Origin of the sequence: Stackebrandtia sp. (genome assembly GCF_035643755.1) — a bacterium.
GTDB lineage: Bacteria > Actinomycetota > Actinomycetes > Mycobacteriales > Micromonosporaceae > Stackebrandtia.
Genome location: NZ_DASQPW010000287.1, coordinates 1 through 13,268, shown reverse-complemented (window position 1 = coordinate 13,268; position 13,268 = coordinate 1). Strand labels below are relative to the sequence as shown.

At 69.6% G+C, this 13,268-nt stretch carries 13 protein-coding genes and 1 pseudogene; 9 read left to right on the top strand and 5 right to left on the bottom strand.

From position 1 onward, the window contains the following. The first annotated feature begins 561 nt into the window (after positions 1–561). The 8 genes and pseudogenes from VE172_RS22600 (at position 562) to VE172_RS22570 (ending at position 9,169) form a co-directional block, all read left to right on the top strand. On the top strand, positions 562–1,692 hold the full coding sequence (locus VE172_RS22600) for a sensor histidine kinase (RefSeq protein ID WP_324804268.1): 1,131 nt from the start codon (positions 562–564) through the stop codon (positions 1,690–1,692). Then, a pseudogene (locus VE172_RS25780) lies at positions 1,689–2,327 on the top strand (response regulator); the annotation flags it as partial. The gene VE172_RS22600 and the pseudogene VE172_RS25780, both read left to right, overlap by 4 nt. Before the next feature lie 72 nt (positions 2,328–2,399). Beyond that, positions 2,400–3,734 carry a M14 family zinc carboxypeptidase gene (locus tag VE172_RS22595; protein ID WP_414715141.1) on the top strand — a complete coding sequence of 445 codons (1,335 nt, stop codon included), beginning with the start codon at positions 2,400–2,402 and terminating at the stop codon, positions 3,732–3,734. Between the two features lie 103 nt (positions 3,735–3,837). Further along, positions 3,838–5,484: an FAD-binding dehydrogenase gene (locus VE172_RS22590; protein ID WP_324804266.1), complete on the top strand. Its 1,647-nt coding sequence runs from the start codon at positions 3,838–3,840 to the stop codon at positions 5,482–5,484. 25 nt (positions 5,485–5,509) lie between these two features. Further along, positions 5,510–7,153, top strand: coding sequence for a fumarate hydratase (locus VE172_RS22585; RefSeq protein ID WP_324804265.1), 1,644 nt, complete (start codon positions 5,510–5,512; stop codon positions 7,151–7,153). A gap of 70 nt (positions 7,154–7,223) precedes the next feature. Then, entirely contained in the window at positions 7,224–7,994 is a 771-nt protein-coding gene (locus VE172_RS22580; protein WP_324804264.1) for a hypothetical protein, read from the top strand. A 96-nt stretch (positions 7,995–8,090) separates the two neighbouring features. Further along, positions 8,091–8,690, top strand: a complete 600-nt coding sequence (locus VE172_RS22575) for a hypothetical protein (protein WP_324804263.1) — start codon at positions 8,091–8,093, stop codon at positions 8,688–8,690. Between the two features lie 23 nt (positions 8,691–8,713). Further along, the gene (locus tag VE172_RS22570; protein ID WP_324804262.1) at positions 8,714–9,169 is read left to right on the top strand and encodes a hypothetical protein; all 456 of its coding nucleotides are present in this window, start codon (positions 8,714–8,716) and stop codon (positions 9,167–9,169) included. Here VE172_RS22570 and VE172_RS22565 read toward each other — a convergent pair. Genes VE172_RS22565 through VE172_RS22550 form a run of 4 tightly spaced genes read right to left on the bottom strand, consistent with a single transcriptional unit; the run spans position 9,163 to position 11,686 of the window. Continuing rightward, complete coding sequence (locus VE172_RS22565; RefSeq protein WP_324804261.1) at positions 9,163–9,810, bottom strand: NUDIX hydrolase; 648 nt, start codon at positions 9,808–9,810, stop codon at positions 9,163–9,165. The genes VE172_RS22570 and VE172_RS22565 overlap by 7 nt on opposite strands. Then, entirely contained in the window at positions 9,803–10,957 is a 1,155-nt protein-coding gene (locus VE172_RS22560; protein WP_324804260.1) for a thiolase family protein, read from the bottom strand. Before VE172_RS22560 ends, VE172_RS22565 begins: the two co-directional genes overlap by 8 nt. Positions 10,958–11,006: 49 nt before the next feature. After that, positions 11,007–11,408, bottom strand: coding sequence for a VOC family protein (locus tag VE172_RS22555; RefSeq protein WP_324804259.1), 402 nt, complete (start codon positions 11,406–11,408; stop codon positions 11,007–11,009). Next, on the bottom strand, positions 11,405–11,686 hold the full coding sequence (locus VE172_RS22550; protein WP_324804258.1) for an ArsR/SmtB family transcription factor: 282 nt from the start codon (positions 11,684–11,686) through the stop codon (positions 11,405–11,407). Before VE172_RS22550 ends, VE172_RS22555 begins: the two co-directional genes overlap by 4 nt. Before the next feature lie 80 nt (positions 11,687–11,766). Here VE172_RS22550 and VE172_RS22545 point away from each other — a divergent pair, with 80 nt between their 5' ends. Then, positions 11,767–12,615 (top strand): oxygenase MpaB family protein, encoded by an 849-nt coding sequence (locus VE172_RS22545; RefSeq protein ID WP_324804257.1) that lies wholly within the window; start codon positions 11,767–11,769, stop codon positions 12,613–12,615. Here VE172_RS22545 and VE172_RS22540 read toward each other — a convergent pair. Then, positions 12,570–13,268: hypothetical protein (locus VE172_RS22540; protein WP_324804256.1), on the bottom strand; the 699-nt coding region annotated here is incomplete at its 5' end. The genes VE172_RS22545 and VE172_RS22540 overlap by 46 nt on opposite strands.

Genomic DNA, 13,268 nt, shown 5'->3' with positions numbered 1-13,268 from the left:
CGCAAGCGCCCGCGCCGCCCAGCCCCACCGCCCATGAAGTCACCTGGCTGGCGGCGCACGGGCCACGACCCGACGCGTCCCGCCCGCGACGGCCGACGGAACACGGACCCGACGCCACAACCAGAACCTCCCGCCCGCGAGGACCCGACCACGGGAGGGTCACGGACGGAATCGAATACCCGCGAGGACCCAACCACGGGAGGGCCACGGGCCAAACCAAACGCCCGCGACGAAAGACACGCGGGTTCCCCACGGGCGGAACCAAACGCCCACGACGATCCCACCACGGGTGGGTCAGGGACGGAACCGAACGCCCACCGTCTTGGGGACCTGGGTTCCCCACGAGCGGAACCAAACGCCCACGACGATCCCACCACGGGTGGGTCACGGGCGGAACCGAACGGCCAGGAGGATCCGACCTTGGGCAGGCCACGGGCGGAACCGATGCCCGAGCGTCTCGGGGACCTGGGTTCCCCACGGGCGGAACCAAACGGCCACGAGGAATGGCACGCGGGTTCCCCACGGGCGGAAGCGCTTCGCCGTGCGGGCCTTGGCGTGGAGATGCCGTGGTGGCAGCGGGTCGCGCCCGACCTGGCGGTCGCGGTGGTCGTGGCGGGGCTGGCGGTGGCGGCGACGTGGCGGTCGTGGCCGCACGAGGCGTTGCCCGCGGGGTGGTCGGCGGCGTTGGTGGTGGTCAGCGGGCTGGCCGTGGGGTTGTTGCGGTATCGGCCGCTGGTCGTGTGCGCCCTGCAGGCGGCGCTCTTGGTGGTGGGCGACGCGTGGGCGCCGTTTTCGGCGAACATTCCACAGCTGTGCCTGTTGGTGGCGCTGGGGTTCGTGGCGGTCAGGCACGGGTGGGTCGTCAGCGGCGGGGCGTACCTCGTCGGCGTCGCGACCACGGCGCTCAATGTGGACGATCCAGGCTCGGGGAACGGGCTGAGCGCCTGGGGCTGGGCGGGTCTGGCGCTGATGCTGGCCGCGCCCGTGGCGATCGGCGCGTACGTGGCGGCGGTGAAGCGCGGCTCCGCCGAGGCACGGGCGCATCGCCGCGATCGGGAGCGAACCGCGCGCCTGGCCGAGCGGACCCGACTGGCCCGCGACCTGCACGACATCGTGGCGCATCACGTCGGTGCCATGGTGCTGCGCGCGGGAGCCGCCCGCTACGCCGAGGTTCCGCCCGAAGTGGACGAGGCGCTCGCCGACATCCGCGACACGGGCACCCTCGTGTTGCAGGACCTGCGCGGGCTGCTGGAGGTGTTGCGGGAACCAGATTCCACGGACGTGCCGCTGCCCGTCACCGACGCCCGCGACCTGGTGTGCGCCGCCGTGGAGCGGGCGCGCGGCGCTGGCCTCGACGTCGAGGCCAGTGTGGATGAAGGACTCGACGACGCCCCCGTCGTGGCCCGCTCCAGCGCCGTCCGCCTCGTCCAGGAGGGACTGACCAATGTGCTCAAACACGCGGGTCCGGGCGCCCGCGCCCGTGTCCTGTTGTCCGTCAACGATCGACGGCTCGTCGTCGAGATCGGCAACGCCGCCGCCGCGGGAACCCCCGCGCCGCTACCGTCCACAGGGTATGGTCTGGCGGGTATGCGAGAGCGGGTGACGATGCTGGGCGGCGACTTTCAGGTGGGACCCGCCGCCGACGGCGGCTGGCTGGTGCGCGCCGCGATACCCCTGGGAGAGCGGCCGTGATCCGCGTGGTCATCGCCGACGACCAGAAGCTGGTGCGCGCGGGCGTCGGCATGCTGCTGCGCTCCCGCGAGGACATCGAGGTGGTGGGCGAGGCCGCCGACGGGGCCGAGGCCGTCCGCGTCACCCGCCGCGCCCGCCCCGACGTGGTGCTGATGGACATCCGCATGCCCGGGGTGGACGGCATCGAGGCCACCCGCCGCATCCTCGCCGAGTCTCCACAGTGCCGCGTCGTCATGCTCACCACGTTCGCCGAGGACGAGAACGTCTACGCCGCACTGGAGGCGGGGGCCATCGGCTTCCTCGTCAAGGACGACGAGCCCGCGCACATGATCGAGGCGGTGCGCCGCGCCGCGGGCGGCGAACCCATGCTGGCGCCCACCGTGCTGCGCCGCGTGGTGGACCGCGCCCTGGCGTCGCACGCCGCCGACCGCCCCGCCGACGCCCCGCGGCTCACCGCGCGGGAGCGCGAGGTGCTGAACCTGTTGGCCAGCGGCATGTCCAACGCCGAGATCGCCCGCACTCTCCACTTGGGAGTAACCACGGTGAAGACCCACGTCTCGGTGGTCACCGAGAAGCTCGGCGTGCGCAATCGCGTGCAGGCCGCGGTCCTCGCCCACCGCCTCGGCCTGGTCGACCAGCGTCAAGGCTTCCAATTTTTATGCATATTCAGTAGCCTCGATCCGGACACCTCAGGAAGGAACACCCCAATGAGATCAAGACGGGGGCTATACGCCCTCCTCACCGCGGCGGCGGTGACGGCCGCGACCTCGGGCCTGATCGTCGCGTCTGCCTCGGCGGACCCGGTACACGCCAAGGCGAACGAACCCGCGCTGTGGAAGCTGACCCACGTCACGGGCAAGCAGGCTCACACGCTCGACAAGGCGGGCTTCGACGTCGACAAGTACGACGCCAACGGCACGGCCGTCGTGGTCGGCGACGAGAAGGTGGCCGACAAGCTGCGCGACCGCGGCTTCCACCCGAAGTACATCGACACCGTCTACAAGAAGGTCGAGCACAAGTCGAAGGCCGACGACGGCACGTATTACGGCGGTTACCACACGGTCGCCGCCCACGAGGAGCACCTCGACGCCGTCGCCAAGGCCCACCCCGACCTGGCGAAGGTCTACGACATCGGCGACTCCTGGCTGAAGACCAAGGGTCAGGGCGGCCACGACATCAAGGCCATCTGCATCACCAAGATCGCCGACGGCGACTGCGAGCAGAAGCCCGACTCCAAGAAGCCGCGCTTCTCGATGATCGCGCAGATCCACGCCCGCGAGCTCTCCACGGGAGAGGTCGCCTGGAAGTGGATCGACAAGCTGGTCGACGGCTACGGAAACGATGACGCCGTCACCAAGCTGATGGACTCCACCGAGATGTGGGTGGTGCCGATCGCCAACCCCGACGGGGTCGACGAGGTGGCATCCGGCGGGGACTCGCCGAAGATGCAGCGCAAGAACATGGACGACTCCAACGGCGACTGCGGCTCCGACAAGGGCGTCGACCTGAACCGCAACTCGTCCTTCGAGTGGGCCGCCGACGACGACCCCTGCGGCGAGGAGTACCCCGGCACCAAGGCCGCCTCCGAGCCGGAGACCCAGGGCCTGGAGCAGTGGCTGAAGTCGATCCACCCGGATCAGCGCGGCGACAACCCGACCGACCCGGCGCCGGACGACGCGCGCGACGTCTTCATCACGCTGCACAGCTACGGCAACTACGTGATCGTGCCGTGGGGCTACACCGACGACGCCTCGCCGAACGACGCGGCGCTGCGCGCGCTGGGCGACAAGATGGCCCAGTCGAACGGCTACAAGGTGGGCAACAACGGCGAGACCGTGGGCTACGGCACTCCGGGCACCACCGACGACTACACGTACGGCGAGTTCGGTGTCGCCAGCTACACCTTCGAGATGGGCGGTGAATCCGGCAACTGCGGCGGGTTCTTCCCCCAATACGACTGTGTGGACAGTGACATGTGGAAGAAGAACGAGGGCGCGCTGATGACGGCGGCCCAGTCCGCGGCCGCGCCGTACAAGAACTGAACCTAACCCTCCCTTCACGAAATCCCCCGGCGCACACCATCCGCCGGGGGATTTCTTGCGTATATTCGGGTGTCCAGCCCGAGCCTCTTCATAAGGAAACTCAATGGACGCGGATGTCATCGTCGTCGGCGCGGGGCTCGCGGGCCTGGTGGCGACCGCCGAACTCGCCGACGCGGGCAAGCGGGTGATCCTGGTGGACCAGGAGCCCGAGCAGAGCCTCGGCGGGCAGGCGTTCTGGTCCTTCGGCGGCCTGTTCCTGGTCGATTCCCCCGAGCAGCGGCGCATGGGCATCCGCGACTCCCAGGAGCTGGCCTGGCAGGACTGGCTGGGCACGGCGGGCTTCGACCGCGACGAGGACGCCTGGCCCCGCAGGTGGGCGGAGGCGTACGTCGACTTCGCCTCGGGCGAGAAGCGCGCCTGGCTGCGCGCCCAGGGGGTCAGGATCTTCCCCGTGGTCGGCTGGGCCGAGCGCGGCGGCTACCTCGCCGACGGCCACGGCAACTCGGTCCCGCGCTTCCACATCACCTGGGGCACGGGCCCGGGCATCGTGGAGCCGTTCGCGCGGCGGGTGCGCGAGGCCGCGGACAAGGGCCTGGTGCGGCTGGCGTTTCGGCACCGCGTGGACGGGCTGGCCGTCACCGACGGCACGGTCACGGGGGTGACGGGCAGCGTCCTGGAACCCAGCAGCATCGAGCGCGGCGAGTCCAGCTCCCGCGAGGTGGCCGGGGAGTTCGCGTTCGGCGCCCAGGCGGTGGTGGTGTCCTCGGGTGGCATCGGCGGCAACTTCGACCTGGTGCGCGCCAACTGGCCGTCGCGGCTCGGCGCGCCCCCCAAGCGCCTGCTGTCGGGTGTTCCCGCCCATGTGGACGGGCGCATGCTCGGCATCACGGAGAAGGCGGGCGGCGCGATCATCAACCGCGACCGCATGTGGCACTACACGGAGGGCATCGAGAACTGGTCCCCGATCTGGCCCCACCACGGCATCCGCATCCTTCCCGGCCCGTCCTCGCTATGGCTGGACGCCAAGGGAAACCGCCTCCCCATCCCGCTGTTCCCCGGCTTCGACACGCTGGGAACCCTGGAACACATCATGACCACGGGCTACGACTACACGTGGTTCGTCCTCACCCAGAAGATCATCGAGAAGGAGTTCGCGCTGTCGGGCTCCGAGCAGAACCCCGACCTGACGGGCAAGAGCCTGAGGATGACCCTGAAGCGCGCCCTCCCCGGCGCGCCCGCCCCCGTCGAAGCCTTCAAGGACAACGGTTCCGACTTCGTCGTCGCCCCGTCGATCGAGGAACTGGTCGCGGGCATGAACCGCGTCGCCGACGACACCCTGCTCGACGTCGACGCGGTCCGCGACACGGTCCGGCAACGCGACCGCGAGCTCACCAACAAGTTCACCAAGGACCTCCAGGTCACGGCGATGCGCGGCGCCCGCTTCTACCGCGGCGACCGCCTGATCCGCGTCGCCAAACCCCACCGCATCCTCGACCCGAAGGCGGGCCCCCTGATCGCGGTCCGCCTCAACATCCTGACCCGCAAGACCCTCGGCGGCCTCCACACCGACCTCGACGGCCGCGTGCTGCGCGCCGACAACACCCCCTTCGACGGCCTGTACGCCGCGGGCGAGGTGGCGGGCTTCGGCGGCGGCGGCATGCACGGCTACCGCTCCCTCGAGGGCACCTTCCTGGGCGGATGCCTCTTCTCCGGCCGCACCGCCGCCCGCGCCCTCGCCAAGGCGCTCTAGCCTCGCGGCGGTAACGTGTTTCGTCATGAACGACGATTTCGTCTACACCGACCTGCTCCCCACGGGTCAGGATGACACGCGGTATCGCAGGATTTCCGACGAGGGAATCGAGGTGGTGGAGGCCGCGGGGCGGCGGTTCGTGACCGTCGACGGCGGTGTGTTGAGCCGGTTGACCGCCGAGGCGATGCACGACATCTCGCACATGTTGCGGCCCGCGCACCTGAAGCAGCTGGCGTCGATCATGGACGATCCCGAGGCGTCCGATAACGACAAGTTCGTGGCGCTGGATCTGTTGAAGAACGCCAACATCGCCGCGGGCGGGGTGCTGCCGATGTGTCAGGACACCGGGACCGCGATCGTGATGGGCAAGCGGGGGCGGCACGTGTTGACCGACGGGCGCGACGCCGAGCACATCGCGCGCGGCGTGTACCGGGCGTATCACGACCTGAACCTGCGGTATTCGCAGATGGCGCCGCTGACCATGTGGGACGAGAAGAACACCGGGTCGAACCTGCCCGCGCAGATCGAGCTGTACGCCGAGGGGGACGACGCGTACAAGTTCCTGTTCATGGCCAAGGGGGGCGGCAGCGCCAACAAGTCGTTCCTGTTCCAGGAGACCAAGGCCGTGCTGAACCCGACGGGGATGATGCGGTTCCTGGAGGAGAGGCTGCGGGCGCTGGGGACCGCGGCGTGTCCGCCGTACCACCTGGCCATTGTGGTGGGCGGGACGAGTGCGGAGTTCGCGCTCAAGACCGCGAAGTACGCCTCGGCGCACTATCTGGACACGCTGCCGACCGCGGGATCGGAAGCGGGGCATGGGTTCCGGGACCTGGAGCTGGAGAAGCAGGTGTTGGAGCTGACTCGCAAGTTCGGCATCGGTGCGCAGTTCGGCGGGAAGTACTTCTGCCACGACGTGCGGGTGGTGCGGCTGCCGCGGCACGGTGCGTCGTGTCCCGTGGCGATCGCCGTGTCGTGTTCGGCGGATCGGCAGATGCTGGGCAAGATCACCGCCGAGGGGGTCTTCCTGGAGCAGCTGGAGACCGACCCCGCCAGGTATCTGCCCGCGACCACCTCGGACGACCTGGGCGGCGACGTTGTGCGCGTCGATCTGAACCGGCCGATGGACGAGGTGCGGGCCGAGCTGTCGCGGTATCCCGTGAAGACGCGGCTGGCACTGACGGGGCCGCTCGTGGTGGCGCGGGACATCGCGCACGCCAAGATCAAGGAGCGGCTGGACGCGGGCGAGCCGATGCCCGACTACCTGCGCGACCACGCGGTGTATTACGCGGGACCCGCCAAGACCCCGGCGGGCTACGCCTCGGGGTCGTTCGGGCCGACCACCGCCGGACGGATGGACTCCTACGTGGAGCAGTTCCAGGCGGCGGGCGGTTCCATGGTGATGTTGGCCAAGGGGAACCGTTCGGCGCAGGTGACGCGCGCCTGCCGGAACCACGGCGGCTTCTACCTCGGTTCGATCGGGGGACCGGCCGCGCGGCTGGCCGCCGACTGCATCAAATCCGTTGAGGTGCTTGAGTATCCCGAGCTCGGCATGGAGGCGGTGTGGAAGATCGACGTGGTCGATTTCCCCGCGTTCATCGTCGTGGACGACAAGGGCAACGACTTCTTCGCGTCCACTTCGAAGCCGGTTCTCACGATCTCCACCCGCTAGATCCCGCGATCATCGACACTACGCGTTAATCTGGCCTGCGAAGTTTCTCACCTTATTAAGGAATCCACGAATGTCTTACCCGCAGCAACCCGGCCAGCCGGGGGACCCCGGCCAGTACGGGCAGCCCGATCAATACGGGCAGCAGCCGGGATATCCGCAACAACCACAGCAACCACAACAGCCGGGGTACCCGCCCACGGCGGGATATCCGCAGCAGCAACAACCGGGGGTGTACGGCGGGCAGCAGCAGTCGAGCTTCGGCGCGGCGGGCTCGGGCATGGAGGGCCTGGCGCCGTTCATGCTGTTCGGCATGGGCGGCATCGCGGTCCTCAACCTCATCCTGATGTGGATCGGGTCCAGCGGGGACTTCCTCGGCATCAACCCGATCTTCCAGTCCCTCATCCTGCTGGTCCTCGCCGCCGCGTGCGGCGCGGGCGGGCTGTTCATGATGCAGCAGAACCCGCTCCACAAGCCGATCGTGCTGGTCGCGGTCGGCGCGAGCGCGTTCATCGGGCTGAACACCATCGCGTACGACCTCGACTTCCTGATCGCGGCGAAGTCGAGTGAGTACTTCCACTGGACCGTGTGGGTCATCCTGATCCTGTCGCTGGCCCAGATCGCGCTGTCGGTGATCGCGGCCCTGCCACAGATCCAGTCCGCCACGTCGGGCACGGGCGGTGGCTCCGCGGGCGTGCCGAGCGCGCCGATGGCCCCGCCGGCGGGCTACGGACAGCCGCAGCACCCTCAACAACCGCAGCAGCCGCAGCAGCCCCCACAGGGCTATCAGCAGCCGCAGCACCCGCAGCAACCTCCGCAGGGTTACCAGCCGCCTCAGGGCTGAGCCATTGCCTTTGGGGGTGGGCATCGCGATCGCCGCGATGCCCACCCCCACTATTGTTGAGGCCCCTGTCCGTCCCACTGATTGACGCCGATCACCATGTCGCAGCCAGAGCCCACTTCGGACGTTCCCGCGTCACCGCCGCAGCCCAGCTTCGCGGTTCCCTTTCCGCAGCAACAGGACCCCGCCAGCACCCAGTTCACTGTGGTCGCGGGTTTCGCCGCGACGGCGCCCGCCCGTCCGCCGCTGGTGTCGGCGGCGACCGCGCTGATGGCCGTGGAGTGTCTGGTCGGACTGGTGTTCACGGCCTCGATCGCCCTGTATTCCTTCGGCGTCCTCGGCCCCGGGGGCGGCTACGTCGACCCGGACGCCATCGTGAGCATCATCGCGCTGCTGGCCGCGGTGTTCGGTTACGTCGCCCTGACGGTGTTCGTGTTCCTGGGCCGCGACGGCGCCCGCATCACCACCTTCGGCCTGTCGGGTCTGCTCAGCGGCCTGGGCCTGTTCGGCGGACTGTCCTTCCTGTTCGCCACCATGGACGCCGGCGGCTACTACCCGTACTCCTGGCTCGACATGGTGGCCGGCCTCGTGTGCGCCGCCACCTTCCTGCTCACCGTCGCCGCCGTCGTCCTGTTGGGACTGGGTCCGTCGGCCCGCTGGTTCGCCCAGCTGCGCGACGCCCGCTCCAAACGCCTGTAACCCCTTCCACAGATTGGTGTCACATGACCTTCGCCGCCACCGAGAAGCCGCGCCGTCCCGGGGCAGTCACGCTGTCCGTCGTGGCGTTGTGGCTCGCCGCGGTGCTCTACCTCGCACTGTCCGCTCTGGACGCCAAGTCGGCGGCGGTGCTCAGCGGCTCGTTGAGCCCCTTCGGCATCAGCCAGGCGCTGCTGGACGGGCTGCCGGTGATCGGGTTCGCGATCGCCGCGATCGCCGGCGGGCGGGGCCGCGGCGCCGGTCGGTGGCTGGGGATCCTGGTGTGCGGCGCGGCGCTGTGGCGGGGCCTCGACGCGGTGCTGGACGCCGGTAACGCCGCCGCCAACGACGACCTGAAGTACTGGCGGATCGGTCAGGAGGCCACCACGGGCGTGCTGGTGCTGGCGGGGGTCGTGGCCCTGGTCGCGGCGATCGGCTTGGCGCGCAAGGCATCCAACGCCTGGTTCGCCGCGGCTCAGTAGTCGGGGTCCCAGGGCAGCGCGAGATGGACGCTGGGGCCGTCCACCACGGCGCGGGGCACGATCGGCGCGAGGTCGCGGTCCTCGGCGATCGACAGCACGCTGTCGACGGTGAGGTGCTGGGACAGCTCGCCGAGGGTCACCGCGGTGGGCGGCAGCATGCGGCGACCGTGCTCCTCGAGCGCCTCGGCCGGCGACATCCAGCCCGCCCAGTCGGCCTCGCCGCTGATGTCGCGCGGGTCGGCGTCCTCGGGCGCGCGGGCCACGTAGAACCAGGTGTCGTAGCGGCGCGGCTCGAATTCCGGTGTCACCCAACGACTCCAGGCGTGCAGCTCGGACAGCCGCAGCCCGGTCTCCTCCTGCACCTCGCGCACCGCCGCCGACAGCACGTCGATATCGGACGGATCCATCCGCCCGCCGGGGAAGGCATACAGCCCGCCCGCGAAGGCCATGCTGCGCATCCGCCGCAGCATGTACACCTGGATGCCGCCGGGGGTGAAGGCGCTGTGCGGCAGGTCCCGCAGGATCATCACGGTGGCGGCGCGGCGCGGCTGGACCGGCTCGGGCCGTTCGGTGTAGAACCGGCGGGCGTGTTCGGCGAAGGTGTCGGGGAGGGTGCGCAGCACCCCGTCGTCCTCAGTCAACGCGAATCACCACCGCCATGCCTTGGCCGACACCGATACAGGCCGCGGCGACCCCGTAGCCGCCTCCGCGGCGCCGCAACTGTTCACACAGGTCAATGATGACACGCGGAACCGAGGCCCCCAGGGGATGTCCGTAGGCCAGCGCCCCTCCGTGCGGATTCACCCTGTCCACATCGATCTCGGGCAGCAGGTGCAGGCAGGCCAGGGTCATCGCGGCGAACGCCTCGTTGATCTCCCACACCGAGATGTTCTCGAATCCCAGTCCCGCACGGAAAAGCACCTTGCGGACGGCGTCGACGGGCGCGATCGCGAAGCGCTCCGGCGACACCCCGACGGTGGCCGAGGCGACGATGCGGCACAGCGGTTCGGGGCCGGGGTCGCGCGCCACCAGCATCGCGGCGGCGCCGTCGGTGATCGGCGAGGAGTTGCCCGCGGTGACGGTTCCGTCCACGGTGAACGCGGGCTTCAGCGCGTTGAGCTTGTCGAGGCTGGTGTCGGCGCGCACGCATTCGTCGCGCGGCATTCCGTCCACATGCATCACGTGGCGCTCGTGCAGCCCCTGGTCCCAGGCCTCGGCGGCCCGCTGGTGGCTGCGCAGCGCCCACGAGTCCTGTTGCAGCCGACCGATTCCGTATTCGGCGGCGATGTTCTGCGCGCACTCGCCCAGCGACTGGGTCCAGGCCGTGGCGAAGCGCGGGTTGACCATCCGCCAACCCACCTGTGTGGACGACATCTCCAGCTGCCGCGGGAACGCGCGGTCGGGGCGGGGCAGCACGAACGGCGCCCGACTCATGTTCTCCACGCCGCCGGCGATCACCAGGTCGGCGTCCCCGCTGGCCACCTGGCGTCCCGCCTGGATGACGGCCTCGCCCCCGGACGCGCACAGCCGGTTGACGGTGACGCCCGGGACGGTGACCGGCAGGTCGGCCAGCAGCGCCGCCATCCGGGCCACGTTCCGGTTGTCCTCGCCCGCGCCGTTGGTGTCGCCCAGCACGACGTCGTCGATGCTGGACGGTTCGATCTGTGGGTTGCGGCGCAACAGTTCCGCGATCGGCATGGCGGCGAGGTCATCGGTTCGGATCTGTGACAGCCCGCCGCCGTGGCGTCCGAACGGGGTACGTACCGCGTCAATGAGGTAAGCGTCCACGTTCGCACCATACCGGGCGAAGGTCACGTATCGACAACCCTGCGGTGCGTCAGCCTTCTTCGGCGGGCGGCTTGTGGATTCCGATCAGGTTGCCGCAGGTGTCGTCGAAGACCGCCATCATGGTCCCGCCCGCGTCCATGGGCTTTTGGGTGAACTCCACGCCCGCGGCGACCATCCGTTCGTATTCGGCTTCGACGTCGGCGACCTCGAAGGTGTTGAACGGGATGCCGTCGGCCACCAGGGCCTCCTTGAAGGGCTTCACCGCGGGATGCTCGTCGGGTTCCAGCAGCAGTTGGACGCCGTCGGGGTCCTGCGGCGAGACGACGGTGAGCCAGCGGGCGCCGCCGCCCACCGCGAGGTCCATCTTCTTGACGAAGCCGAGCTTGTCGGTGTAGAACTCCAGCGCCTTCTGTTGGTCGTCCACGAGGACGCTCGCGATCGTGACTCTCATGTTTCCTCCCTGGTGACGGGCCATCTGCGGCCGATCTCGGTCAGTGGTGTGGTGTCGACGAAGTGCAACTTGAAGCGGCCGCGTTTCTCGGTGCGCAGCAGCCCGGCCTCCTCCAGGATCGCCAGGTGCTGCGAGATCGCCTGGCGGCTCAGGTCGGCCTCCTGTCGCGCGGTGACCTTGGTGCACAGCGAGAACAGCGTCTGGCCGTCGGTTTCGACCAGCGCGTCGAGGATCGCCCGCCGCGTCGGATCGGCGAGGGCCTTGTAGACATCCACCACGCCCCCACTATAGGCAAGTGATTCCTTGCATGTCAATTCGTGAGCCGACGATCACCCATCTTGCCTCGTAGTCTGGACTCATGGAGGAAGACTGCGGACTCTTCGGGCCCGGCTCCGTCACCTGGCGCACCAACATCGAGCTGGTCATGTGGATCGGCGGTCTGCGGGCGCTGTACCTACAGTCCTTGCACCCCAAGGTGATGCGCGGCACCTACCAGAACTCCGCGCTGTTCGACAAGAAGAAGGGCTGGGCCCGCTTCGTGCGCACCGCGCAGTTCGTGCACGTGCGCACCTACGGCACCACCGCCGAGGCGGAGAAGGCGGGCGCGCGGGTGCGGGCGATCCACGCGGGGCTCACCGGGCACGATCCCGACACCGGACGCGACTTTCGGCTGGACGAGCCCGACGGGCTGCTGTGGGTGCACTGCGCCGAGGTCGACTCGTACGTCGACGTGGCGCGCCGCGCCGGGGTGCTGCGAAGCGCGGGCGAGGCGGACGCGTATGTCGCCGAGCACCGCGCGACCGCCGAGCTGGTCGGCATCGAGCGCGGGGCCGCGCCGTCCAGCACGCTGGAGCTCGGCGACTACTTCCGCCTGATCAGGCCCGAGCTGTACGCCTGCACCGAGGCGATCAGGGGGCTGTGGAACTCCTTCAACCCGCCCGTGCCCCGCCGGCTTGCCGCCCTGCGGCTGGCGGTGCCGCCCGCCAACCTGCTGGCGCTGGCCACGCTGCCGGGCTGGGCGAAGCGGAAGCTGGGCGTGCCGAACCCGCCCGGCGCCTCGGCCATGGCCACGGCCCAGCTGCGGCTGGTGCGGGCGGCCAGCGCCGCGACCCGGCGTCAGTCCACCGAGGAGGTCATCGCCGAGGCCCGCGAGGCGGCGCATCAGATGTCGGGGGGAACGTTCACGTCGCCGCTGTTGCCCGCGTGAGTTCGGATGGCGCGCTTGAGGTGCTCGCGGTCGACCCGCGACATCGGGCCGATGACGCAGACGGGAACCCAGCCGTCGCGGCGGCGCGAGGGGAGGCCGCCGCCCGTCGGCCAGCCCGCGGGGCGTCGCGAGGTGGTGGTTGGCGAGCGGAAGGCGACGTGGAGACCCGTGAGCGCGTAGGGGAAGGCGGAGTTGGCCGCCCGGAGCGTCGGACTGGCCCTGATCGGTTCCAGACGAACGCTCGCGATATTACTCCACAATAGATTAAAGTCGGCGGTGGCGTCACGGGCCGCGACCCCCTCGGATCCGATGTGGACTGACCACGGCACCATTCGCCGCTGGACGCCGAACAAATAGGCACGCGCCTGGATCCACGCGACGATGAAGATGGCGGGGACCATCGCCAAGGTTGTCCAGCGCACCCATTCGGGCCTCTCGATCAGTCCGCTTTGGATGGGATCGCCAGGCACGTCAATGATGAGCGCCAGGATGAGGAAGAACGCCGCCAGCACGATGTAGGTGGCGCGGTAGCCGTTGCTCCAGCGCGCGGTGCCCAGCAGCGATTCCTCGCCGCTCCAGGAGAACTCGAACGCGTCCTCGTCGACCGACGGCCGCTCGCGAACCCGCGGCCGTCGTCGGGATCGCGACGCCAC